This is a genomic window from Paenibacillus apiarius (assembly GCF_017052585.1).
Taxonomy (GTDB): domain Bacteria; phylum Bacillota; class Bacilli; order Paenibacillales; family Paenibacillaceae; genus Paenibacillus_B; species Paenibacillus_B apiarius.
This window is the reverse complement of the sequence record NZ_JAFFHZ010000002.1, coordinates 508,403-531,116: the sequence shown is the minus strand read 5'-3', so window position 1 is coordinate 531,116 and position 22,714 is coordinate 508,403. Positions and strand designations below refer to the sequence as shown.

Here is a 22,714-nt window from a genome sequence, read left to right as displayed (position 1 = left end):
AGGATAAGGTGACATATCGTGGAGACGCATTCGCCAAAGACAGGCAAGTCGAAAGAGCAGTTTGTTCAAGACGTATTTCAGAGCATCGCGCCGAAGTACGATATTATGAACGACATTTTAAGCTTTCGGCGGCATAAAGCATGGCGCAGATTTACGATGCGGAAAATGGACGTGCAACCAGGCGACACCGCCGTTGACTTGTGCTGCGGCACCTGTGATTGGACGATTCAGCTTGCCCAAGCAAGCAAGACAGGGCGTATCGAAGGACTTGATTTCAGCGCAAATATGCTGTCTGTCGGCAAGAAAAAAATCGATCAATTGGGGATGCATAATCAAATTACATTGACGGAAGGAAATGCGATGGCGCTGCCGTTTGCGGACAACAGCTTCGATTACGCGACTATCGGATTCGGGCTGCGCAACGTTCCTGATTATGAGCAGGTGCTGCGCGAGATGAAGCGGGTCGTCAAGCCCGGGGGAATGGTCGTGTGCCTGGAACTAAGCAAGCCGACTTGGCAGCCATTCAAATCGATTTACTATCTCTATTTCCGCCATATTTTGCCTATGATGGGCAAATTGCTTGCAAAACGGTACGAGCAGTACAAATGGCTGCCTGAATCGTTGGCTACGTTCCCTGACCACAAACAGTTGGCCCAGATGTTTTGCGATATCGGCCTGACGCAGGTGGAAGCCTATCCTTTAACCGGAGGAATCGCTGCGCTTCATATCGGGAGTAAGGGGAATGATGATGTTTAAAAAAGTACGCGTTTTCCTAGAAATGATTAAAATCGAACATACGTTGTTTGCCCTTCCATTTGCATTCATGGGGGCTTTGCTCGGAGCGATGGTGCTGGACAACCGTTTTCCGACACTGCCGGAATGGGGCTGGATTCTAATGGCGATGGTTGGAGCGAGAAGTGCGGCCATGGCGCTGAACCGCCTTATCGATGCGGCAATCGATGCCAAAAACCCGCGAACCGCAAGCCGTGCCATACCTGCCGGATTGCTGAAAGCGGGCGAAGTGATTCTTTTTACGGCCGTATCGTTCGGTCTTTTATTTTGGGCGGCGGCCAATTTGCAGCCATTGTCGGTATACTTGCTGCCGATTGCCGTCTTCATGCTCGTTTTTTATTCATTTACAAAACGCTTTACATGGTTATGTCATGTTGTATTGGGACTGACGATAGCGCTGGCGCCGCTTGGCGGATGGGTTGCAGTGTCGAATGAGATCAATTGGACGTCGATTATTTTCTACTTGGCAGTGGCCTGTTGGACGACAGGCTTTGATATTGTATACGCTTGTCAAGACTATGAGTTTGATAAAAATGAAGGCTTGAAATCAATTCCAGTTCGATTCGGCATCGCGAAATCGCTGTGGATCGCGCGCGGTTTTCATATTGTTACGGCAATCGGCTTTGTCCTGCTATTATTCCTAACTCAACTTAGCTGGTGGTATATCATCGGCACAATCATTGCCAGCGCCCTGCTAGTCTATGAGCATATGCTGGTAAAACCTAACGATTTAAGCAAGATGAATACGGCATTCTTCACAATGAACGGGGTGCTCAGCATCGTAGTGTTCTGCTTTACCTTAATTGATTTGGTGGTGTATCAGCTATGAGCCGCACGGAGAGGCAGCGCTTTATCGTGGGGATTACCGGCGCCAGCGGCGCCATTTATGGTGTCCGGTTAGTGGAAGCGCTCTTGCATGCGGGTTACGGAGTGCATCTTGTCGTGTCGGACGCGGGATGGCGCGTGCTGAAGGAGGAGCTGGGGTGGGACGTAACCCGGCGCCAGCTCGCAATTGAGAAGGCGTTTGGCGAACAGGCGGCTTACATCGAGTATCATCCGATTCAAGATATCGGCGCCAGCATTGCCAGCGGATCCTTTCGAGTCCGGGGCATGATTATTATGCCGTGCTCTATGGGAACCTTGTCCTCCATCGCCCACGGATCTTCCGATAACTTGATGAGCCGTGCAGCCGATGTGATGATGAAGGAGGGGCGTCCGCTTGTTATGGTCCCCCGGGAGACACCTATGCACGCCATTCATTTAGAAAACATGCTGAAGCTGGCAAATATGGGTGTGCGTATGGTACCGGCGATGCCTGCTTTTTATTACCATCCTCAAACCTTGGACGATATCGTGAACTTCCTTGTCGGCAAAGTGCTGGATTGCTTGGACGTAGAACATCAATTGTTTACAAGGTGGGGAGAATCGGATGAATTACCAAAGAGGAACGATAAATAACCATCATCCTGATGCCATCGCGATCGGCGTCATCGATTACGCGAATGTATGGCCGCTTTTTTATCATTTTCATCCGACAGGAGTTGCAGCGGACATTGAGATGATTCCTGCCGTCCCTTCGAGTTTGAATGCCGCAATGCGAGAAGGCGGCATCGATATGGGGCCGATATCGGCCTTTGCTTACGGCGAGTCATCGGAACAGTATTCTTTGTTTCCGAATTTATCGGTAAGCGCGCATGGTCCTGTTCAATCGATTTTGCTGTTTTTGAAAAAACCGCTGCTCGAAGCTTTGAAAGGCACGGTGGCGTTGACGACGACATCCGCAACATCCGTAAATTTGTTTAAAATCATCGCCGCCAAGTTCTATCATGCCGAGCCGGAATACGTCAATATGGATCCGAATCTGGATAAGATGATGGAAGCGGCAGATGCGGCGCTTCTTATCGGCGATCATGCCATTCGAGCCTCTTGGAGCAATACTATTTATGAAGTTCTCGATATGGGTGAACTATGGCGGCAATGGACAGGCCATTGGATGACGTTCGCCGTATGGGCTGTGCGCAATGAAGCAATTCGCAAGCATCCGGCTGATATACGCCGAATCGTGAAAGCTTTCGAAACGAGCAAGCAGCTCAGTCTGAAGGATCCAGAACCATTAGTGCAGAAGGCGGTCAGGACCATTGGCGGAACCGGGGATTACTGGCGTCATTATTTTTCCCGGTTACATTATGATTTTGACCGCCCGCAACAAGAAGGGCTTCAGCTTTATTTCCAGTATGCGTATGAATTGGGACTACTCGATCATAAGGTTCGCTTTGAGCTGTGGTCGGAAAATATGGTTGGTTAGGTGAAGGCATGAAACTGTGGGACATATATGCGACAATGAAACAAGACGTTTCGTATATCGAGCGCGAATTGGAACGGACGATAACGACTGACAATGAGCTGCTGAACGAAGCGTCGCTTCATCTGCTGAAAGCGGGAGGCAAGCGAATACGCCCTGTATTTGTCCTGCTGTCAGGCAAATTTGGTACATATGATATTGAACAGCTTAAGCGGGTAGCCGTTCCTTTGGAGCTCATCCATATGGCTTCCTTGGTTCATGATGACGTTATCGATGATGCTGAGACTCGAAGGGGACAGCTCACGGTAAAAGCGAAATGGGACAACCGTGTCGCCATGTACGCGGGGGACTATATCCATGGCAAAGCATTGATGGTGGCGACTGAATTGAAGCAACCCGAAATTCACCGTATCCTGTCCAAGGCGATGGTCGAAATGTGCATTGGCGAGATGGAGCAGATTCGCGATTTCTTCAACACGGATCAGACGGTACGCCAATATATGCTGCGCATCCGGCGCAAGACCGCGCTGCTCATTGCGGTGAGCTGCCAACTGGGCGCCATCGCGGCCGGAACGGAGCGCCGGATCGACCGCGCGTTGTACCGGTTCGGGTACAATGTTGGCATGGCCTTCCAGATACGCGATGACGTGTTGGATCTGACGGGAACGGAGGCACAGATCGGAAAGCCTCCCGGAAATGACATCCGCCAAGGGAACTTAACGCTTCCGGTCATTTACTCGCTTCAGGATCCGGAATTGCGCCAGCCGCTATTGACAGAAATCGAGCGTATCCGGGAAATGAACGGAGAGACCGATGTATCTGCAGCGCTGGATATGATTCGTGCGAGCGCGGGTATTAAGCAGGCGGAGCAATTGGCCAACCGCTACACCGATAAAGCGCTGTCCGTGTTGGAGCAGCTGCCTAACATTCGAGCACGTAAAAATTTAAAGGATATCGCGCATTTTATAGCGAATCGTTCCCATTGATTGAATGATAAGAAAAATATGGATGCGCCATGATGAAAAATTTGGTATAATGCATATGTTGGACAACTTCACATTAATCTGAGGAGTGAACATATGGAACGCACATTCATCATGGTCAAGCCTGACGGCGTGCAAAGAGGTTTTATCGGAGAGATCGTAAGCCGCTTTGAACGCAAAGGATTCAAGCTCGTATCTGGGAAATTGATGATTATCGCGCGCGAGCAAGCCGAACGCCATTACGCAGAACATGCGCAAAAGCCTTTCTTTGGCGAATTGGTTGACTTCATCACATCCGGACCCGTATTCGCTATGATCTGGGAAGGGGATGACGTCATCAGCTTGTCGCGCTTGATGATTGGCAAGACGAAGGTAGGAGAAGCATTGCCGGGAACTATCCGTGGGGATTACGCTTCACATACGAACTTCAACTTGGTGCACGGTTCGGATTCGCCTGAAAGTGCTGCCAGGGAGATCGCAAACATGTTCTCCGAGCAGGAGCTAGTAAGCTATGAGCGCGCGGTTCAACCATGGCTTTAAATGCGTGTTCATCACAGCATGAAGTCAGTCTGATATTATTGAACTTATTTTGATTTTTGTTGAAAGAGCTTACATAAAGCAGGATTAAAGAAGAACGCGGCGAATTGTATATTCGACCGTGTTTTTTTTACCGCTAATTACATAGATACGAGCACGATAGAAGTGGCGAGGTGTGAAGCAATGCAAGAACATAAAGGGACCGGCGCGTTCTCGGGAGGAACGACGGACGATCAAGATTACTATTATTTTGTATCGGAAATTAAGAAGCGGACAGGTATCGATTTGACTCAATATAAGGAAGCGCAAATGCGTCGCCGCTTGACGACACTGTGTTTGAAGAACGGCTATGGCACCTTTCGGGCGTTCTATGAAGCGATGAAGTCTAACGAAAGCCTGCTTAATGAATTCCTCGATCGGATGACGATTAACGTATCTGAGTTCTGGCGGAATCCGAATCGGTGGGAGACATTGCGTAGTAGCGTGCTCCCTGCCCTTACGGAGCGTAACGGCAGGTTGAAATGCTGGAGCGCCGCCTGCTCCACCGGGGAAGAACCTTATACGCTGGCCATGATATTGGACGATGCGGGATTGCTGGGGTCAGCGCAAGTGACGGCGACGGATATTGATGACAATGCGCTGGCCAGGGCGAAACAGGCCTGCTACATTGAACGGGCTTTGAAAGATGTGCCGGCATCGTTCCGGCAGCGTTATTTCTCGCGGACGGAAGATGGTTATCGCGTGTCTCCTGACTTGACGCGCTCCATTCAGTTCCAGAAGCAGAATTTGCTGACGGATGCCTTTACGGGGCAACAGGATTTAATCATTTGCCGCAATGTCATGATCTATTTCACTGAAGAGGCCAAGCATCAGTTGTATTTCAAGTTTTCCGAGGCTTTGAAGCCAGGCGGCGTGCTATTTGTTGGGAGTACGGAACAGATCTTTAACCCGCATCAGTACGGCTTAGAGTCGATGGAGACGTTTTTTTACCGAAAACTGTAAAGAAACGTATAAGCAGCTGCCCGCTATCCGATACTAGGAAGGAAGCGACCTTGCATCCTAGACGGAGGGATAACATGGATAAGAGGACCGTGATTGCCGCCTATCAACGAGGAGACATTACCATTCACGAATGTGCGCAGATTATCGGACTGGAAGCTCCGCTTCAGGGATGGATTCCCCTCATGTCTTCGGATATGGAAGACCGGGTTGGAATGCCTCCACAGTCCCATACAGTTGCCTCTCATTCTAATTCAATCTTCGGTGAAGATGGGTTCCGCGTTAATTGGTTTCTATTTCAGCCTTGAGCGAGATATACGGAAAGCGCCATTTTTCCGTGTTCAATACGCGTCTAATGTGCATGTTCTATGCGCATCGGACGCGTTTTTGTATTCCTTGTCAAACGTTGCCTCCTATACTATAATGAGCAAAAGAGTTAAGGATTTTAGTCATTTACAGCTTTACAGCTAAAAGGGGGAGCAACTCGTGAGTCTACGTTATTTGACAGCAGGAGAAACGCACGGACCTCAATTGACCGCCATAGTTGAAGGCATGCCGAGCAACATGGTGATCGATTTTGAACAACTCAATTTCCAATTGCAGCGCCGGCAAAAGGGATACGGCCGCGGCCGGCGGATGCAGATTGAGCAGGACACCGCAACTATCGTAGGCGGCGTGCGCCACGGACGCACGACAGGCGCTCCGATTGCTATCGTGGTAGAGAATAAGGATTGGACGCATTGGACGAAAATTATGAACGTGGAACCGATCGAGGGAACGGATGAAGAGAAGCGGCGCGTGCACCGTCCGCGGCCCGGCCATGCCGACTTGAACGGGGGCTTGAAGTATCAGTTGAAGGATCTCCGCAATGTGCTGGAGCGATCCAGCGCGCGCGAGACGGCGGCCCGAGTAGCCGTTGGCGCCGTGGCACGTCAACTGCTTGAAGCTTTCGGCATCAAGATTGCAGGACAAGTTATCCGTATCGGCGAGATTGAAGCCCCTCCTCATCAGCTTCCCGTTGACGAGATTATCGAGCGTACCGAGGCCTCATCCGTTCGGGTCACAGATGAAGCTACGGAGAAGAAGATGGAGGCCTATATCGATCAGATTAAGGGAGAAGGCGATTCCATCGGCGGAATAGTGGAATGTATCGTAGAAGGACTGCCTGTCGGCCTCGGCAGTTATGTGCAATACGATCGCAAGCTGGATGGCAGAATCGCCCAGGCGGTCATGTCCATCAATGCGTTCAAAGGCGTGGAGATCGGCATTGGTTTTGAAGCTGGCCAACTTCGCGGATCACAGGTTCATGATGAAATCGTGTATGATGCCGAACAAGGGTTTTCGCGGGCTTCCAACCGGTTGGGTGGCTTTGAAGGCGGTATGACAAACGGAATGCCGGTTGTCGTGCGAGGCGTCATGAAGCCGATACCGACCTTGTACAAACCTTTGCGCAGTGTCGATATCGATACAAAGGAAGCGTTCACCGCTCAGGTTGAGCGTTCAGATGCATGTGCCGTGCCGGCCGCAAGCGTCGTGATGGAGCATGTCGTCGCGTGGGAAGTGGCGAGAGCGTTCTTGGAGAAATTCGGCGGTGATTCGCTGGAAGAAATTCGTGGGAATTACGAAAACTATTTAGAGCAGGTATCCCGTTATTAAACGAGGTTGTTCAAAAGTCCAAGGTGATTCTTTTGAATACTCATTAAACGGAGGAGTGCGCCATGAAAATAAATGATCAAATAGGGGCTGCCCAGCTCACGGTTGAGCTGGGGGACCGGTCTTATCCGATATGGATTGGGAGCGGTCTGATTGCGCGTATCGGCCGTGCGTTCCAATTGCAAAATATTCCGACTGGAAGTCCGATTCTTGTAATCACCGATGATAAGGTCGGACCGAAGTATTTACATCACGTGGTGGCAGCCTTGAGCGATGCCGGTTACCAAGTGAGCACTCATCAGGTTCCTTCTGGCGAGAAGTCCAAATCCCTGCGCGTGTTCGAGGATTGCATTACCGCAGCGCTTGAAGCGGGGTGTGACCGCAAATCTACCGTTGTTGCACTGGGCGGGGGCGTAGTAGGGGACCTGGCTGGCTTTGTCGCGGCTGCCTATATGCGCGGCGTTCGGTTCGTGCAAGTGCCGACGACGATTTTGGCGCATGACAGCAGCGTTGGCGGCAAAGTAGCGGTTAACCATCCGTTAGCGAAGAATATTATAGGCGCGTTCCATCAGCCCGAAATGGTCTTATACGATACGTCTACACTACAAAGCTTGCCTGATCGGGACGTTCGCTCCGGCCTGGCGGAGATGATTAAGCATGGACTGATCTGGGATCAAGCATTCGTTGCATGGTGTGAAGAGCATGCGGAGCAGCTCTTGGATAAAGACGAAGAAGCACTCACTTACGGGCTGTTACAAGGCTGTGCCATCAAAGCGGCTGTCGTGTCTCAGGATGAACGTGAGAATGATTTGCGAGCGATACTGAATCTCGGCCATACGATTGGCCACGCGCTCGAGGCGGTCGCTGGATACGGTGAGCTGCTGCATGGCGAAGCGATTGCGATCGGCATGATCGGTTCCGCACGTCTGGCGGAGCAAATGGGAATAGCGGCTGAAGTTGCGGGATACACGGAACGGCTGATGTCATCATTCGGATTGCCGACCGCAATACCGGCCCATTACGATACCGAACAAATTATTGCGGCAATGATGCATGACAAGAAATTCAAAGAAGGCCGTACTCTGTTCGTGCTCCCGACTGCGATTGGCCGTGTGGAAATCCGGCGGGATGTGCCGATCGATCGAGTCCGAGACATCATAGAACAATTGAAGGGAGCAAGGACATGCCAGTAAGGGGGATTCGCGGGGCTACTACGGTTCGTCAAAATGACGCTGATGAAATATTGCAGGCAACTACGACGATGCTTCAGCATATTATCGCGCAAAACAATGTGCAGCCTGAGGATATTGCGAGCGTCTGGATTACGATGACAGAGGATTTGAATGCAACGTTCCCTGCGCGGGCGATTCGCGCCATGCCAGGGTGGGAGCTTGTGCCGCTCATGTGTGCCATTGAGATTCCGGTGCAAGGCAGCTTGCCGTTGTGCATCCGCTTGATGGTGACAGTTAACACGGATAAAGCTCAATGGGACATTCGCCATGTCTATTTGAACGAAGCGATCAGCTTACGTCCTGATTTGGCTTCGAGCTAATCGTGTTTTTAAGATAAATTTGATCTGCAAGCTTACATCCTGAGGGTGTAGGCTTGTTTTTTGCTTTAGTCTGTCTTCATCCCAAAACTTGCCGTTCCGCTGGAAGCATCCGGTCTAATCACACTTTACCCTTGTCGGCAACCGTTTGAGCATGCATCTGCTGTAGCATTTCCAATGGAGCTCTGCGTTATCGGCGAGACTCGCAAATACCATTGGACTGAATTGAATGGCCAGCAATAAAGCGACGGTTACAGCATCCATTTCGATATGGCTTTTCGCGCCGTCATGGCAAAATAAGTTGACGTTGCCGCTCTTAACAGGTATAGTGAAGACAGCAGAGTTGAGCAGAGTTGAGTTGAGATTGAGATGAGCCGAGTTGAGAAGCAATTGCATGTCGTGTTTAGGTGACGCATATTATCATGATCGCCGTTGCAGTGACCACTGCGCCTATTTAATGATAAGCGTGCAGTCCATTGCTATTACCTGAACAGGCATATCCCTATATAATATTTTCACTCATCCACAATTTCATCGTAAACCAACAGGCCTCTACGTTGCGTAGAGGTCTTTTTGTCGCATACGCATGCTTTTAGTTCGTGATCAAAAGAGGAGCATGCTTTATTCGGCGCACCTGTTGGTTATCGCTCTGATTCTCCATTCGCTAAGCAATTTATCGACGGAGTTGAAAGGAGTGGAAAGCGATGTTTCCCCATGTGAACGAAATCATTCAATCGTCGCGGCACTATAACGTGATTCCAGTGTCCGAGACGATGATGGCCGATACTGAAACCCCCATCAGATTATTTCAGCGGCTTGAGCAAGAACCGTATGCGTTTTTATTAGAGAGTGTTGAAGGTGGCGTCAAATGGGCCCGCTATTCCTTCATCGGAACCAACCCTTTCCTACTCCTTCAAGGAAAAAACGGATGCTTGCGAATAATGGAGCAGGGGCAAGTCACCGAAGTGCAGGAGCGTCCGCTTGAAGCGATCAAGAAGCTGCTGCGCAAATATCGGAGTCCGGTCATTCCGGGTCTTCCTCCGCTTACGGGAGGCGCCATCGGATTTTTCGGATACGATTTGGTGCAGCAGTATGAACGGCTGCCGCGTCATGAACGCGATGATCTGTTGATGAACGACATTCAGTTCATGTTCTGCGATCAACTGGTCGTCTTCGATCACGTGAAGCAGCAAATGCAGTTCATCGTCAACATTCATATTTCACCAGAAGATAGCGATGATGATATTCGGCAACGATACACGGCTGCAGAAGAGAAAGTGCGGCGCTTGCAGCGTAAGCTTGCGGCTCCGCTTGAATATGATGTCCCGGGTGTTCGCTGCCCGGTGCAAGGGAGCGGCAATGAATTAGCCGTCACTCTTTCCAATGAAACAAAAGCATCGTTCGTGAACAAGGTGGAGCGGGCGAAGGAATATATCCGCTCCGGGGATATTTTCCAAGTCGTGCTGTCGCAGCGCTTTGAACGTCAAACGACAGTTCACCCGTTAGACGTGTACCGGGTGCTCCGCATGTCGAATCCTTCACCGTATATGTACGTGATGAAAATGGAAGAGGAAACGTTGGTCGGAACGTCACCGGAAGCGTTAGTCCGGGTGAACGGAGAACGTGTCGAGACGAGACCGATAGCCGGAACGCGTCCGCGCGGTGTGACTCCTGAGCACGATACCGCATTGGAGGAAGAGTTGCTGCGCGATGAGAAAGAGAGGGCCGAGCATGTCATGCTTGTTGATCTCGGGCGCAATGATTTGGGCCGAGTATGTGAATTCGGTTCAGTGCGCTGTGACTCCTACATGGGCATCGAACGTTACTCCCATGTCATGCATATCGTCTCGAACGTATCGGGAACGCTGCGGAATGACAAAGACTTCTTCGACGCGTTTCTGTCCTGCCTTCCGGCGGGAACGGTATCTGGCGCTCCGAAGCTGCGCGCCATGGAGATTATTGCCGAGCTGGAGCAGGATGCTCGCGGGGCTTACGCAGGGGCTATCGGGTATTTAGGCTTCAACGGAAATATGGATACGTGCATTACGATTCGGACCATTATTTTCAAGCAGGGCAAGGCTTATGTGCAGGCAGGCGCCGGCATCGTATGGGATTCCGTCGCAGAGAACGAATACGAAGAAACGGTCAACAAAGCGAAGGCTTTGCTGCTGGCAATCCAGACAGCCGAAGAGATGTTCGGGGCAGCCGCCCCGGCGGTGTCTGGGACGGATCAAGCAGAAGAACAGCCCGCGCCGCTGCCGGTGAACTGGGATTATTACGTAGAGGCGGATCATGAGCGCGTACCCGTAACGGAAGGGAGAGGAATCCAATGACCGCAACAGCGATACAGCATAGCATTCATGTGAAAGATGCGTTGGCTCAAGTGCTTACCGGAGGCCATCTGAACCGGACCGAAGCCCGCGAGGTCATGTTGGACGTCATGGACGGCAAAGCGAGCTCGGCGCAAATCGGCGCTTTATTGGCAAGCATGCGGCTGAAAGGGGAAACGGTCGATGAAATCGTCGGCTTCGCCGAGGCAATGCGCAGCAGGGCTCATCAGCTCGTAACGGCGCAGGACCGGCTGCTGGATACGTGCGGAACTGGCGGTTCAGGCATTCATAAGCTGAATATTTCGACAATATCGGCCATTATCGCCTCCTCCGCTTACGTTCGTGTCGCGAAGCACGGCAACCGTTCCGCCTCGAGCCGTTCGGGCAGCGCGGATGTTCTGGAAGCGCTGGGCGTGAACATTCAGCTTACAAGCGAGCAGGCAGCCGAATGCTTGGAGCGGATCGGCATTTGCTTCATGTTCGCGCAGGTGTTCCATCCGGCAATGAAGCATGCAGCAGCCCCGCGCCGCGAATTGGGCGTGCGGACCGTGTTCAACATGCTGGGCCCGCTGACGAATCCGGCTGGAGCTGATCGGCAAGTGTTGGGCATTTATGACCGTAGCAGAACGGAAACGATCGCAGCTGTGCTGCGGGAATTAGGCTTGAAGCGGGCGCTCGTCGTCGCAAGTGAAGACGGATTGGACGAAATCAGCCTCTCGGCTCCGACCAAAATTAGCGAGCTGAAGAATGGAGAGCTGATGACATACGACATTACCCCGGAGCAGCTCGGATTATCGACGCAGCCGCTTGCGAGTGTGCTCGGAGGGGATGCAGCCACGAATGCGAATCTTATTAAAGCAATTTTAAAAGGTGAAATCGGCCCGCATCGCGATATTGTGCTGGCCAATGCCGGCGCATGCATTTACGTGGCAGGCCAAGCGGAGTCCATCGCGGAAGGCGTACAGATTGCAGCGGAGTCAATAGATAGCGGGAACGCATATCGCAAGTTAGAGCAGTGGATTGAAGCGACAGGAGGACTGAGCCATGTTTCTTGAACGGATTGTACGGACGAAAGAAGATGAGGTGCGAGAGCTTAAGGCGAAGCTGAACCGTCAGGAAGCGGAGCGTAAAATTGCAGGGATGCCAGCATGCCGTTCACTAGCGGAGGCGCTGACTGCGAATAAAAATCGTTCGGTTGGCCTGATTGCCGAGGTCAAGAAGGCATCTCCTTCAAAAGGACTGATACGGGAGCGCTTCGTTCCCGCAGATATCGTCCGCAGCTACGAAGCTGCCGGTGCCGATGCGCTGTCCGTACTTACGGATCGAGACTACTTCCAGGGCGGAAATGAAATATTGGCGGAGGTTCGTTCTCTGACGGACCTTCCGATATTGCGCAAGGAATTTATTATCGATGAACTGCAAGTGCTGGAAGCAAGATTGATTGGCGCGGATGCGGTGCTGCTTATCGCCGCCATCTTGAGCGATGAACGATTAATGCATCTGAATCGCTGCGCAAGAGCGCTTGGAATGGACGCTTTGATAGAGGTTCATGACGAGGAAGAATTAGGCCGGGTCGCGGCGATGGACAATGTGAACCTAATCGGCATCAACAATCGCAACCTGCATACGTTCGTTACCGACCTCGCTCAGACGGAACGCTTGAGGGAACTGGTGCCTGGGCATTGCGCCTTAGTTAGCGAGAGCGGGATTCATTTGCCGGAGCATATGGGCCGGTTGGAGCAATTGGGTGTGGACGCGGCGCTTATTGGGGAGCACTTCATGAGGCAGGCCGATGTAAAGGAAGCGGTAGAGCATATTATGAGCGGACTTAGTAGAAAGTCATGCCATGTGCAATAGGAGACAGGCGCCATGACCATAACATATCCAGCAGACAGAGCGGGGCGCGCATCGCGTGCCGTGAAAGCAAAAATATGCGGATTAACGACTCTTGACATCACCCGCCGCGTGGTCAAATGCGGACCGGATCATATCGGCTTCGTGTTCGCGCCGAGCCGCCGACAAGTGTTGCCGCTAGAGGTGAATCATTGGTTGAAGACGTTGAAAGCGGAAGGGGTAGCTCTTCCCGGCACGGTAGGCGTATTCGCGCAGCCGACGCGCCAAGCGTTGCAGGAAGTGCTGGATGCCGCTCCGCTGGATGCCGTCCAATTCAATGCTGAACACGATCCATCGCTTCTGGAATGGGTGAAATCTAAGTATAATGTCGGCGTGTGGGTGACCGTACCGATAGGATCGGGCTCGCATGCGGAGCAAGACGGCAAGGACCCGGTTATGCCGGAAATGGGCATTATCCGCCAAATACCGTTCATCGACGTCATACTGCTTGACACCCACCATCCCGCTCAAGGAGGCGGCTCAGGAAAAACGTTCGATTGGAACGTCATCCCGTCGTATCAAGAGCTGCTGCGGAACTGCGGGCTTCCGTTATACGTAGCGGGCGGATTGGGACCTGAGAATGTCGCCAGCTTGCTGGCGCGGCACCAAGTGCATGGTGTCGATGTATCCAGCGGCGTGGAAACGAATGGAACGAAGGATATCGATAAAGTAGCATCATTTATTGAAAGGGTGAGCCATCATGACAACTAATTCTACGACGACCGTGCTTCCGGATGCGAACGGGCGGTTCGGACCGTTTGGCGGCAGATTCGTGCCGGAAACGTTAATGACCGCTTTGCTGGAATTGGAGGAAGCGTATCGGAAATATGCGCAGGAACCGGATTTCAAGGCTGAGCTGATAAAGCTGCTGACGGAGTATTCCGGCCGTCCGACATCATTGTATTATGCGGAACGTTTATCCCAAGCTTTGGGCGGAGCCAAAATTTACTTGAAACGCGAGGATCTGAACCATACGGGGGCGCACAAAATCAATAATACCATCGGTCAAGCTCTGCTCGCCAAACGAATGGGCAAAAAGAAAGTCATAGCCGAGACTGGCGCCGGACAGCACGGCGTCGCGACGGCAACGGTTGCCGCGCTGCTCGGGATGGAGTGCAAGGTATTCATGGGAGAAGAGGACATGAAACGCCAACGGTTGAACGTATTTCGGATGCAGCTGCTCGGAGCGGAGGTCGTGCCTGTGCTGTCCGGAACGAGAACGCTGAAGGATGCATGCAGCGAGACGATGCGATATTGGGTCAGCAACGTGACGGATACGTTTTACATTCTCGGCACTGTTGCCGGGCCGCACCCGTATCCGATGATGGTGCGTGATTTTCAACGGATCATCGGCGACGAGACGCGCCGGCAAATCTTGGAGCGCGAAGAGCGGCTCCCTGATTTAATTATCGCTGCCGTGGGTGGCGGCAGCAATGCAATGGGGATTTTCTACCCGTTCATTCAGGATGAATCCGTCCGCCTGATGGGAGTCGAGGCCGCAGGGAAAGGAATAGATACCCCCCTGCATGCAGCAACGATGACGCTCGGCACGCCGGGAGTATTCCAGGGAACGCTTAGCTATTTGCTTCAGGATGAGCACGGTCAAGTGCAGCCTGCGCATTCCATTTCGGCAGGATTGGACTACCCAGGCGTCGGACCGGAGCACTCCTATCTGAAATATACGGAGCGGGCAACATATGCGCCGATTACTGATGCCGAGGCGCTGGACGCGCTGCAGCTGCTGAGCCGCACCGAAGGCATCATTCCTGCGCTGGAATCGTCTCATGCGGTGGCGCAGGCGGTTAAGGTGGCTCCGGCGATGCAGCCGGATGAAATCATCGTTATTTGCTTATCCGGGCGCGGAGATAAAGATGTGAACACGATTATGGAAACGTTGGGAGGGGATTTGGCATGAATGACACATTGACGAATCAGAGCAACCGGTTGGATGCAACCTTCTCGCGTTTGCGGGAAGAAAAGAAGTCAGCCTTGATGCCGTTCTTCACGTTAGGGGACCCGAGCTGCGATGTTACACTGGAATTGCTGCTTCGCATGGAGGCAGCGGGCGCTGACATTATTGAGCTTGGCATTCCGTATTCCGATCCCTTGGCTGACGGACCCATTATCGAACGGGCATCGGCGCGTGCATTGACGAACGGAGTGACGCTTGCCGACGGATTCCGAATTGCCAAGCTGGCGCGTGAACGGGGGGCGCAAATTCCATACGTGCTGTTCACGTATTATAATCCGGTCATGCAGCTGGGTGTCGAGAAATTTTTTCAAGCTGCGGCCGAGGCCCAGTTAAGCGGAGTCATCATTCCTGACTTGCCTTATGAAGAAAGCGAGCTGGTACGCATTGCGGGCGACAAATACGGCATTCATCTTGTTCCGTTAGTCGCGCCGACATCGTCAGAGCGCATCGGCCGCATTACGGAGCAAGGGCGCGGTTTTATTTATTGCGTATCTTCTCTCGGCGTCACAGGGGTGCGGGAATCGTTCGACGACCAAGTGGAGACCTTCGTTAAACAGGTTCGGAGCACGACGAATTTGCCAATCGCAATCGGGTTCGGCATTTCAAAGCCGGAGCATGTGCGCCGCTTCTCTTCATTTTGCGATGGAGTCATAGTCGGCAGCGCCATTGTGCGCCGCATTGAAGAGTCGCTGCCCTTGCTGACAAATCCGGAAACTGCCGCGGAAGGGATCTTGCAAATTTGCAATTTTGTGCGACAATTAAAACATTAACTTTTCTGTATGGAGAAGCACGAATCCGTACAGAAAGCAACATCGGAAGCTTATGCTTTTTGAGGGTCAATGCAAGATTCACTATGCGCAATAACTTCCATAGGCTTAGAAAGGTGGTTACCGGATGCAACCGAAAAGCAGTATCGTTCATCTCCCTGTGTACCAGCCGGGGAAATCCATTGAACAAGTAAAGCGCGAGCTGGGCTTGGAACGCATTATTAAGCTCGCGTCGAATGAGAACCCATTCGGGTGCTCTGACAAGGCCAAGCAGGCAATTCAGCAAGAAATCGAGAATGCGAGCCTCTATCCTGACGGCGCAGCGGTAGCTTTAACGGAAGCTGTAGCGAAGTATTTGGATGTTCAGCCGAATCAAGTTATATTCGGCGCGGGTTCAGACGAGATCATCCTTATGATCTGCCGGGCATTCCTCGTTCCAGGGGACGAGCATATTGTGGCCGATCAGACCTTCCCCCAATATAAGCACAATGCAGATATTGAAGGCGCGGTCACGGTAGAAATCCCGCTGCTCGACGGAACGCACGATCTGGAAGCGATGCTCGCAGCCGTTAATGAACGGACGAAGATTGTCTGGATCTGCAATCCGAACAACCCGACGGGCACGATCATTTCGCAAGCGGAGCTGGAGCGCTTCATGGAACGGGTGCCAGCCCATGTTCTTGTCGTGTTAGACGAGGCTTACTGCGAATATGTTATGGACGACTCTTTTCCTGACAGCATGAAGCTGATTTCGCAATATAAGAACGTCATTTCTTTGCGCACGTTCTCCAAGATTTATGGTTTGGCATCTCTTCGCATCGGTTATGGGATCGGGCATGCGGACGTTATTCATTTGATTAACCAGGTGCGCGAGCCGTTCAACACGACGCGTTTTGCCCAAGCGGCAGCCCTTGCGGCGGTGGAAGATCAAGCTTTTATTGCGGATTGCCGCGAGAAGAATGCAGCCGGAATCAAATATATCGAACAGCAATTTGAACGGTTACAGCTCAAGAGCTTTCCGGCTCATGGCAACTTCATCATGGTCGATGTCGGCAGACCTGCCGTTGACATGTTCGATGCTCTGCTTCGCAGGGGCATCATAACGCGTGCGGGACATAAGAAGTATCCGAATCACTTGCGCATTACAGTCGGAAGCCAAGAGCAGAACGAAGCGATGATACAAGCATTAGAATCAGCATTAGAAGAAGATAAGGTGACATCATGAGAACCAAGATAACGATTTTGGGCGTGGGGCTTATTGGTGGCTCCCTCGCCCTTTGTTTTAAGAACAAGCCGGGACTGCATGTCGTCGGCTATTCGCCTAATCCAGCCTCCACGGAGAAATATATAAAGCGGGGCGTAGTCGATGAAGCTACGACATCCTTGTTCGAAGCTGTTCAGGGAGCTGACTATATATTTGTGTGCTCACCGGTCGGAATGTTGGATGCGATGCTCAGCCATCTGCGTGAACTGGAGCTGAAGCCGGGCTGCATCGTGTCCGATGTCGGCAGCACGAAAGATTCGGTGGCTCGGTGCGCGCGCTCGCTCGGCTGGCATGACATCCACTTTATCGGAGGCCATCCGATGGCAGGTTCGGAGCGTTCGGGGGTCGAAGCGGCCTCGACCTTGCTGTTCGAGAATGCATTCTATGTGCTGACGCCGGATCCGGGAGTCGATGAGGATGCATACAGCCGTCTCGTGTCATTGCTTCGCTACACGAAAGCGCACATCATCCGCATGAATCCGGATGAGCACGACGAGGTAGTCGGGGCGATTAGCCATTTGCCGCATCTCGTTGCCGTTGCCCTTGTCAATCAAGTCAGACGTTATAACGAATCGAATGAGCTGCATGAGCTGCTGGCCGCCGGAGGATTCCGGGACATTACCCGCATCGCGTCGAGCGATCCGGTCATATGGCGGGACATTTTGTTAAATAACAGGGATGTCCTTCTCCATTTACTTCAGGACTGGAAAGCGGGTACGGAGCAATTTATTGATTTATTACAGCGTCGTGACGGAGAAGGGATTAAGCGTCAATTCGAGGAAGCGGGGGAATTCAGAAGCCGGATGCCGGAGCGCCGCAAAGGGGTCATCCATTCGCTGTACGATCTCTATATGGACGTGCCGGACCATCCGGGGATAATCGGAAAGATCGCGTCGGAGCTTGGCAATCACCTCATTAACTTAAGCAATTTGCAGATTATCGAGAGCCGCGAAGACGTGCCCGGAGTGCTCCGATTGTCTTTCCGCCATCAGTCCGACGCAGATCGTGCCAATGAGCTTCTTACTTCCAAAGGATTCACGATTTACGCATAACGGAAAAATTTGTGAAATGAAGAAAATTTTTTACGAAACCTATTGACTTAATGAAAACGGATACAATATAATAGCATTACAGTATGGTTTCTCTCCACTCCTATCCAATAGAATTGCACAATGTGCAACCACTCCCTCAGGGAGTGGTCTTTTTTTTGTTAATTTGCTTTTCTTAAAAAATTTTAATCATATTTCGACTTTATTGTGATAAAATACGACTATATCTGATAAGGTTGTGTAACATGTTTGCAATACATATTACATACCCATAGTAAGGTGCACGGGGGGTCACCGTATGACTCCGATTATTGAACTCCGATCCGCAACTTTTTAAGACTTCAAGAGTATAACATTTCAGTAGCGCATCGGGAAGGATATGGAAAGCAAGGAGGAACTTGAGTCCATGACCGATTCCCAAATCATCCGCGACATTAAAGACGGAGATGTCGAACAATTCGCGGAATTGATGAATCGTTATCAGCGCAAATTGCTATCATTTATTTTTCATATGTTGAAAAGTTCTCAGTTGGAATTGCTCGCTGAAGATTTATGTGCTGAGACGTTTTATAAAGCGTATCGAAGTCTGCATACGTTCCGTGAGGCGGATGCATCCTTTTCGACTTGGTTATATACGATTGCGCGCAATACGGTGCTAAGCGAGCTCCGTAAGCAGCGAAGCATTCAAGTATCATTGGATGAAGACCATAGCATCGTTCCGGAAGCACCGAGGGAGGTGGCGCCGGAATATGCGCTGCTTCGCAATGAGAAGGTAACCTTGGTTCGCGAAGCGATTAACCGCTTGCCGGAGAAACAACGTTCTGCCCTCATTCTTCGTGAGTACGACCAACTGGACTATCAGGAAATTGCCCAAGTGCTGGGGCAGACGGTAAGTTCAGTTAAATCGTTGCTATTCCGTGCTCGAGCCAGTGTAAAGACTCAGCTGGAAGCTTACATAGCAGAGCCGGGTGTTGAAGGGATGAACTAAAAATGAAATGTGCGGAAGCGCTCGAGTGGTTATCGGAATATTCCGATATGCCTGCTGACGATCCGCAACGTCAAGCTATCGACAAGCATTTGAGCGAATGCGAGGCATGTGCGGAACAATTTGCAGTGTGGGCTGCAAGCGAACATTGGGTGGAAGAAGAGGCGGATATAGAATACTCGGCTAATCCCGCGGCTGGATTCCAGATGAGCAGCGTAATGGACCGCATCTATAAGGAGCAGGATTGGCTAATGCCAGTTCATCGCCGCTCGCAAATTTTATCCCTGCGTTCGCGTAATGTGCTGGCAGGGATAATTGCATTTTGTATGGCCATTTTCCTATGCGCGCTCGTTGTTCTATTGATTCGTAACGGACAGTCGAATATGGAGGAAGTGAGCGGATTGATTCCGACGGTGCTTGCCGGCAGCGAGCAATCTTCCTGGTCGACCATGAGCATTGACTTGCCTGTCGCCAGTGTCAGCGACCCAATGATATTGCATGTCGTGCCTACGATACCTAACTACTGGATTGCGTTGTCTTTGTTTGGGGTCACGTTTGCGCTATTATTGTTGAATTGGTTGACGCGTGTGCGCAAGTAACGCAGAACGGAATTAGAGGAGAAGATATGAGTCAGATTATCGGACTAGTGCGCCACGGATTAACCGATTGGAATGCGCAAGGGAAAATACAAGGTCAAACGGATATTCCGCTCAATGCAACAGGGCGCGAGCAAGCGAGGCTGCTGTCGGAACGATTGGTGGCGGAGACGTATGCGTTTGACGCCATCATCTCAAGCGGTCTCGGGCGAGCGGAGGAGACGGCTCGCATTATTGCTGACGCACTACATATCCCGTTGCTCATGCCTGAGGCAGGCTTGCGGGAACGGGCTTACGGGCAGGTCGAAGGGACGACGCCTGAAGAACGGGAAAGCCGCTGGGGAGCGGACTGGCGTCACATGGAACTTGGCCAGGAACATGACGAGCCGCTGAGAATGCGTGCTGTACAAACGCTTGAAACGATTGCGAAGCGGCATGAAGGCAAGAACATTTTGCTCGTAACCCACGGCAGTTGGTTGGCTCAACTCTTTATGGCGATATTCGGAGATGCGCTGCAAGGACATATCGCTAATTTATCTTATTCCATACTTGAGCGTACGGGGGAAGGATGGCATCCGCTGCTGTATAACTGCACGAAGCATATGCAGTTGTCGGACGCATTTACTTTGCAACGGAAGCTCTAGCCTCAGGCAGTTCGTTATTACTATTGTAATGCGGGCTGCTTTTTATTTTGCATATTATTGAAAGCGGTTTCTCTCGGCTGGAAGCGCAGTCCATGTTGCTGGGAATGACTTGTGCGGACAGAAGTGAATAGGATGAAGCAACACTGCAGGGCGGAATTCATATCGACAATTGCAGAGACAGGTATCCTCCCAGGTGAAATCCGCGAGCAGAGAAAAAAATGTTCGAAGGGAGAGCTTGAGGTGAAAAAGATGGTTCATTGGATAAGCAGGAAGTCGAAGAAGACGGCATTCATCTTATTTGTGCTCGCTGCGGTGGTGCTAACATCAGTCTTGCCGCCTGTTGGATTTGCTGCAGAGGCGAAATTTGCGCAGATGGCCGATGAAGAGCTGTTGGATTATGAAAGCCGCAAATCATTCGATTTTTTCTGGGAAATGGCGAATACGGATCCAGACAGCCCGGGCTATGGACTTATTCGCGATCGGGCGCCGAGCGATGACAAGATGAGCAGTGTCGCTTCGGTAGGCTTCGGTCTGAGCGCAATTGCCATCGGGGTGGAGAGAGGCTGGATTACGAAAGAAGAAGGGAAAGAAAGAGTCAAAGGCACGCTGGACACCTTGCTGCATGAAGCCGATCGGATTGAGGGCTTCTTCTATCACTTTCTCGATATGAATACGGCCAAACGTTACGGGAATGTTGAACTGTCCATTATCGATACTGCCATCACGGTTAGCGGAGCGCTTGCCGCTGGAGAATATTTCGGCGGGGACATCAAAGTCATGGCTGAACAGCTGTATGACAAGGTCAATTGGGGCTGGTACCGGGATCCTGCTGGAAGGATGGTTCGATGAGGATGTCATCGGGATAGACAAAGGAATCGTTTTATTGATGATCGAGAATTATCGCACAGGCTTGGTATTGAATTTGATGAACAAAAATAAGTATGTGCAGACAGGTCTGAAACGAGTCGGGCTTATGGACGGAAGCGGTTAGCTCCACCACACTTGTTTTTCTTTCACTTGATGTCGGTTTCTCGGTATGCTAAGCCTGGCTCATGACGAGCCGGGTTTATTTTATTTTCAAAAATTGAATAAATGCTGAACTTTTTCCAATAATGGTTAATGTACATCGAGGATACGGCTAAGCGCAAAGTCTGATGGGAACGGAGGAATTGCATGAATCTGGCGGATATGCTCAGTTACGCGGACATTACTCAGTTAACTCGGATCGCTAAGCGTTACGGCTGCGACTGCAATGAAAATTCGAAGCATGAGCTCATCCAATCCATTCTGACCGTCATAGGGAGGAAGGATGTGTTCGAGCGGCATGTCATGGAGATGACGCTCGAGGAGCTGCGCTTTCTCAATTCGATTTTGTTCGATAACCGTTCTTCTTTCAGCTTGGAGGAACTCATTGCGCGCGTGCAGCAAACCAAATTTGGTTCGGAGAGGAATGAAGAAGCCCCTCTTCTGCAGAAGGAGACGCACCCGCGCGATACGATCTCTAAATTCAAGCACAGCGGTTGGTTGTTCAACGGATGCAGCCAGCAAACCAAGTATCTGTTTCAGGTGCCTACTGACTTGAAGCGAAGATTCAAGGACGTGCTGCAGCAATCATTTGCGACGAGATTGACCGTCACTGCCGAGCCTCAAGCCTACCGGGACGAGGATGGGCGAATGGGTGATGACATCGGGCAATTGCTTACGTTCGTCCGCAATGAGAACATTCAGTTGAATGCCGAAGGCGTCATGTATAAAAAGACGCAGCAGAAGCTTCTTGAGACCTTCGCCATTCACGAGGCGACCGTGTCCAAAGGAGAATGGAGATTCGGCTACGGCCGGAGGTTTCATGATTATCCGAATCGGCTGTCGTTAATTTATGACTATGCCTTCTTTCAAGGCTGGATTGAGGAATGGGATGGACGGCTGCGTTGTTCGCAGTCGGGTGAAGAGCGATTGGCGCAAGCGGGCACAGAGCCGTCCGCGTCATTGTATCGGTTTTGGCTCAAGCTATACAAAAATGCGATACCTAATTTATTGTCGCTTGTGCATTGGATTCAGCTATGCGCGATGCGATGGACTACGCTCGAATCTTTGGAAGCCACATTGCTGCCGTATGTCAGGCCTTTTTACTACGATACGCCAGCGTCAATCTTCAGGCAACGAATCATCATGATGATGCTGCATTTGGGGTTGATTCGGCTAGGTGAAGACGCCACAGACGGACAAGTGGTGCAAATAACGAAGAAAGGCCAGCACATTATTGAAGGCGTGTATATTGCACATGAGGATAAAATTCAGCTGAGCGTTGACAAGCCACGTGCCCGTTGATACGATGAGACCAAAATTTTACCGTTCGGAAAAGGGGAGCAATAGCAATCACCCGTTTCTAAAACGGAAAT

25 protein-coding genes are annotated in these 22,714 nt (G+C 51.3%); all 25 read left to right on the top strand.

Translation table 11 applies throughout. The features are described 5' to 3' along the window. Nucleotides 1-18 precede the first annotated feature (18 nt). The 25 genes from JSQ80_RS28440 (at nt 19) to JSQ80_RS28320 (ending at nt 22,643) form a co-directional block, all read left to right on the top strand. Nucleotides 19-756 (top strand): demethylmenaquinone methyltransferase, encoded by a 738-nt coding sequence (locus JSQ80_RS28440; protein WP_206098108.1) that lies wholly within the window; start codon nt 19-21, stop codon nt 754-756. Beyond that, nucleotides 749-1,621 carry a UbiA-like polyprenyltransferase gene (locus JSQ80_RS28435; protein ID WP_087435614.1) on the top strand — a complete coding sequence of 291 codons (873 nt, stop codon included), beginning with the start codon at nt 749-751 and terminating at the stop codon, nt 1,619-1,621. The genes JSQ80_RS28440 and JSQ80_RS28435 overlap by 8 nt, the downstream gene beginning before the upstream one ends. Further along, nucleotides 1,618-2,250, top strand: coding sequence for a UbiX family flavin prenyltransferase (locus tag JSQ80_RS28430; protein WP_206098107.1), 633 nt, complete (start codon nt 1,618-1,620; stop codon nt 2,248-2,250). The genes JSQ80_RS28435 and JSQ80_RS28430 overlap by 4 nt, the downstream gene beginning before the upstream one ends. Then, a complete protein-coding gene (locus JSQ80_RS28425; RefSeq protein ID WP_206098106.1) occupies nt 2,222-3,097 on the top strand; it encodes a menaquinone biosynthesis protein in 876 nt (291 codons plus the stop codon). The genes JSQ80_RS28430 and JSQ80_RS28425 overlap by 29 nt, the downstream gene beginning before the upstream one ends. A gap of 8 nt (nt 3,098-3,105) precedes the next feature. Further along, nucleotides 3,106-4,080 (top strand): heptaprenyl diphosphate synthase component II, encoded by a 975-nt coding sequence (hepT, locus tag JSQ80_RS28420; protein WP_206098105.1) that lies wholly within the window; start codon nt 3,106-3,108, stop codon nt 4,078-4,080. Nucleotides 4,081-4,173: 93 nt separating this feature from the next. Continuing rightward, nucleotides 4,174-4,617, top strand: coding sequence for a nucleoside-diphosphate kinase (gene ndk, locus JSQ80_RS28415; protein WP_206098104.1), 444 nt, complete (start codon nt 4,174-4,176; stop codon nt 4,615-4,617). Between the two features lie 180 nt (nt 4,618-4,797). After that, nucleotides 4,798-5,616 carry a CheR family methyltransferase gene (locus JSQ80_RS28410; protein WP_206098103.1) on the top strand — a complete coding sequence of 273 codons (819 nt, stop codon included), beginning with the start codon at nt 4,798-4,800 and terminating at the stop codon, nt 5,614-5,616. 74 nt (nt 5,617-5,690) lie between these two features. Then, nucleotides 5,691-5,921, top strand: coding sequence for a molecular chaperone (locus JSQ80_RS29360; protein ID WP_240464334.1), 231 nt, complete (start codon nt 5,691-5,693; stop codon nt 5,919-5,921). 178 nt (nt 5,922-6,099) lie between these two features. Further along, entirely contained in the window at nt 6,100-7,269 is a 1,170-nt protein-coding gene (gene aroC / locus JSQ80_RS28400; protein WP_206098102.1) for a chorismate synthase, read from the top strand. A 62-nt stretch (nt 7,270-7,331) separates the two neighbouring features. Beyond that, nucleotides 7,332-8,459 (top strand): 3-dehydroquinate synthase, encoded by a 1,128-nt coding sequence (gene aroB, locus JSQ80_RS28395; RefSeq protein WP_206098101.1) that lies wholly within the window; start codon nt 7,332-7,334, stop codon nt 8,457-8,459. After that, entirely contained in the window at nt 8,450-8,818 is a 369-nt protein-coding gene (aroH, locus tag JSQ80_RS28390) for a chorismate mutase (protein WP_206098100.1), read from the top strand. The genes aroB and aroH overlap by 10 nt, the downstream gene beginning before the upstream one ends. A 701-nt stretch (nt 8,819-9,519) precedes the next feature. Further along, nucleotides 9,520-11,148: an anthranilate synthase component I gene (gene trpE / locus JSQ80_RS28385; protein WP_206098099.1), complete on the top strand. Its 1,629-nt coding sequence runs from the start codon at nt 9,520-9,522 to the stop codon at nt 11,146-11,148. Then, on the top strand, nt 11,145-12,200 hold the full coding sequence (trpD, locus tag JSQ80_RS28380) for an anthranilate phosphoribosyltransferase (RefSeq protein WP_206098098.1): 1,056 nt from the start codon (nt 11,145-11,147) through the stop codon (nt 12,198-12,200). Before trpE ends, trpD begins: the two co-directional genes overlap by 4 nt. Continuing rightward, entirely contained in the window at nt 12,190-13,002 is an 813-nt protein-coding gene (gene trpC / locus JSQ80_RS28375) for an indole-3-glycerol phosphate synthase TrpC (RefSeq protein WP_206098097.1), read from the top strand. Before trpD ends, trpC begins: the two co-directional genes overlap by 11 nt. 12 nt (nt 13,003-13,014) lie before the next feature. Then, entirely contained in the window at nt 13,015-13,749 is a 735-nt protein-coding gene (locus JSQ80_RS28370; protein WP_206098096.1) for a phosphoribosylanthranilate isomerase, read from the top strand. Beyond that, nucleotides 13,739-14,953: a tryptophan synthase subunit beta gene (trpB, locus tag JSQ80_RS28365; RefSeq protein WP_087435390.1), complete on the top strand. Its 1,215-nt coding sequence runs from the start codon at nt 13,739-13,741 to the stop codon at nt 14,951-14,953. Before JSQ80_RS28370 ends, trpB begins: the two co-directional genes overlap by 11 nt. Further along, nucleotides 14,950-15,780 (top strand): tryptophan synthase subunit alpha, encoded by an 831-nt coding sequence (gene trpA / locus JSQ80_RS28360; RefSeq protein WP_206098095.1) that lies wholly within the window; start codon nt 14,950-14,952, stop codon nt 15,778-15,780. The genes trpB and trpA overlap by 4 nt, the downstream gene beginning before the upstream one ends. Before the next feature lie 124 nt (nt 15,781-15,904). After that, nucleotides 15,905-17,002: a histidinol-phosphate transaminase gene (hisC, locus tag JSQ80_RS28355; RefSeq protein WP_206098094.1), complete on the top strand. Its 1,098-nt coding sequence runs from the start codon at nt 15,905-15,907 to the stop codon at nt 17,000-17,002. Next, nucleotides 16,999-18,093 carry a prephenate dehydrogenase gene (locus JSQ80_RS28350; RefSeq protein WP_206098093.1) on the top strand — a complete coding sequence of 365 codons (1,095 nt, stop codon included), beginning with the start codon at nt 16,999-17,001 and terminating at the stop codon, nt 18,091-18,093. Before hisC ends, JSQ80_RS28350 begins: the two co-directional genes overlap by 4 nt. A gap of 403 nt (nt 18,094-18,496) precedes the next feature. Then, a complete protein-coding gene (locus JSQ80_RS28345; RefSeq protein WP_087435394.1) occupies nt 18,497-19,078 on the top strand; it encodes an RNA polymerase sigma factor in 582 nt (193 codons plus the stop codon). Nucleotides 19,079-19,080: 2 nt separating this feature from the next. Beyond that, nucleotides 19,081-19,674 (top strand): anti-sigma factor family protein, encoded by a 594-nt coding sequence (locus JSQ80_RS28340; protein WP_087435395.1) that lies wholly within the window; start codon nt 19,081-19,083, stop codon nt 19,672-19,674. A 26-nt stretch (nt 19,675-19,700) separates the two neighbouring features. Continuing rightward, complete coding sequence (locus JSQ80_RS28335; protein WP_087435396.1) at nt 19,701-20,315, top strand: histidine phosphatase family protein; 615 nt, start codon at nt 19,701-19,703, stop codon at nt 20,313-20,315. 240 nt (nt 20,316-20,555) lie between these two features. Beyond that, the gene (locus tag JSQ80_RS28330) at nt 20,556-21,164 is read left to right on the top strand and encodes a hypothetical protein (RefSeq protein WP_206098092.1); all 609 of its coding nucleotides are present in this window, start codon (nt 20,556-20,558) and stop codon (nt 21,162-21,164) included. Beyond that, nucleotides 21,109-21,306 (top strand): glucoamylase family protein, encoded by a 198-nt coding sequence (locus JSQ80_RS28325; RefSeq protein WP_206098091.1) that lies wholly within the window; start codon nt 21,109-21,111, stop codon nt 21,304-21,306. Before JSQ80_RS28330 ends, JSQ80_RS28325 begins: the two co-directional genes overlap by 56 nt. Before the next feature lie 182 nt (nt 21,307-21,488). Continuing rightward, entirely contained in the window at nt 21,489-22,643 is a 1,155-nt protein-coding gene (locus JSQ80_RS28320) for a hypothetical protein (RefSeq protein WP_087435398.1), read from the top strand. The last annotated feature ends 71 nt before the right edge of the window (nt 22,644-22,714 follow it).

Bases quoted from the DNA above. Each gene is read 5' to 3' on its own strand.
- trpA (WP_206098095.1), top strand. From the start codon at position 14,950: ATGAATGACACATTGACGAATCAGAGCAACCGGTTGGATGCAACCTTC.
- aroH (WP_206098100.1), top strand. From the start codon at position 8,450: ATGCCAGTAAGGGGGATTCGCGGGGCTACTACGGTTCGTCAAAATGAC.
- ndk (WP_206098104.1), top strand. From the start codon at position 4,174: ATGGAACGCACATTCATCATGGTCAAGCCTGACGGCGTGCAAAGAGGT.
- JSQ80_RS28325 (WP_206098091.1), top strand. From the start codon at position 21,109: ATGACAAGGTCAATTGGGGCTGGTACCGGGATCCTGCTGGAAGGATGG.
- JSQ80_RS28430 (WP_206098107.1), top strand. From the start codon at position 1,618: ATGAGCCGCACGGAGAGGCAGCGCTTTATCGTGGGGATTACCGGCGCC.
- JSQ80_RS28410 (WP_206098103.1), top strand. From the start codon at position 4,798: ATGCAAGAACATAAAGGGACCGGCGCGTTCTCGGGAGGAACGACGGAC.
- JSQ80_RS28350 (WP_206098093.1), top strand. From the start codon at position 16,999: ATGAGAACCAAGATAACGATTTTGGGCGTGGGGCTTATTGGTGGCTCC.
- trpC (WP_206098097.1), top strand. From the start codon at position 12,190: ATGTTTCTTGAACGGATTGTACGGACGAAAGAAGATGAGGTGCGAGAG.
- JSQ80_RS28435 (WP_087435614.1), top strand. From the start codon at position 749: ATGTTTAAAAAAGTACGCGTTTTCCTAGAAATGATTAAAATCGAACAT.
- hisC (WP_206098094.1), top strand. From the start codon at position 15,905: ATGCAACCGAAAAGCAGTATCGTTCATCTCCCTGTGTACCAGCCGGGG.
- JSQ80_RS28345 (WP_087435394.1), top strand. From the start codon at position 18,497: ATGACCGATTCCCAAATCATCCGCGACATTAAAGACGGAGATGTCGAA.
- JSQ80_RS29360 (WP_240464334.1), top strand. From the start codon at position 5,691: ATGGATAAGAGGACCGTGATTGCCGCCTATCAACGAGGAGACATTACC.
- trpD (WP_206098098.1), top strand. From the start codon at position 11,145: ATGACCGCAACAGCGATACAGCATAGCATTCATGTGAAAGATGCGTTG.
- JSQ80_RS28425 (WP_206098106.1), top strand. From the start codon at position 2,222: ATGAATTACCAAAGAGGAACGATAAATAACCATCATCCTGATGCCATC.
- trpB (WP_087435390.1), top strand. From the start codon at position 13,739: ATGACAACTAATTCTACGACGACCGTGCTTCCGGATGCGAACGGGCGG.
- hepT (WP_206098105.1), top strand. From the start codon at position 3,106: ATGAAACTGTGGGACATATATGCGACAATGAAACAAGACGTTTCGTAT.
- JSQ80_RS28340 (WP_087435395.1), top strand. From the start codon at position 19,081: ATGAAATGTGCGGAAGCGCTCGAGTGGTTATCGGAATATTCCGATATG.
- JSQ80_RS28335 (WP_087435396.1), top strand. From the start codon at position 19,701: ATGAGTCAGATTATCGGACTAGTGCGCCACGGATTAACCGATTGGAAT.
- JSQ80_RS28320 (WP_087435398.1), top strand. From the start codon at position 21,489: ATGAATCTGGCGGATATGCTCAGTTACGCGGACATTACTCAGTTAACT.
- JSQ80_RS28370 (WP_206098096.1), top strand. From the start codon at position 13,015: ATGACCATAACATATCCAGCAGACAGAGCGGGGCGCGCATCGCGTGCC.
- trpE (WP_206098099.1), top strand. From the start codon at position 9,520: ATGTTTCCCCATGTGAACGAAATCATTCAATCGTCGCGGCACTATAAC.
- aroB (WP_206098101.1), top strand. From the start codon at position 7,332: ATGAAAATAAATGATCAAATAGGGGCTGCCCAGCTCACGGTTGAGCTG.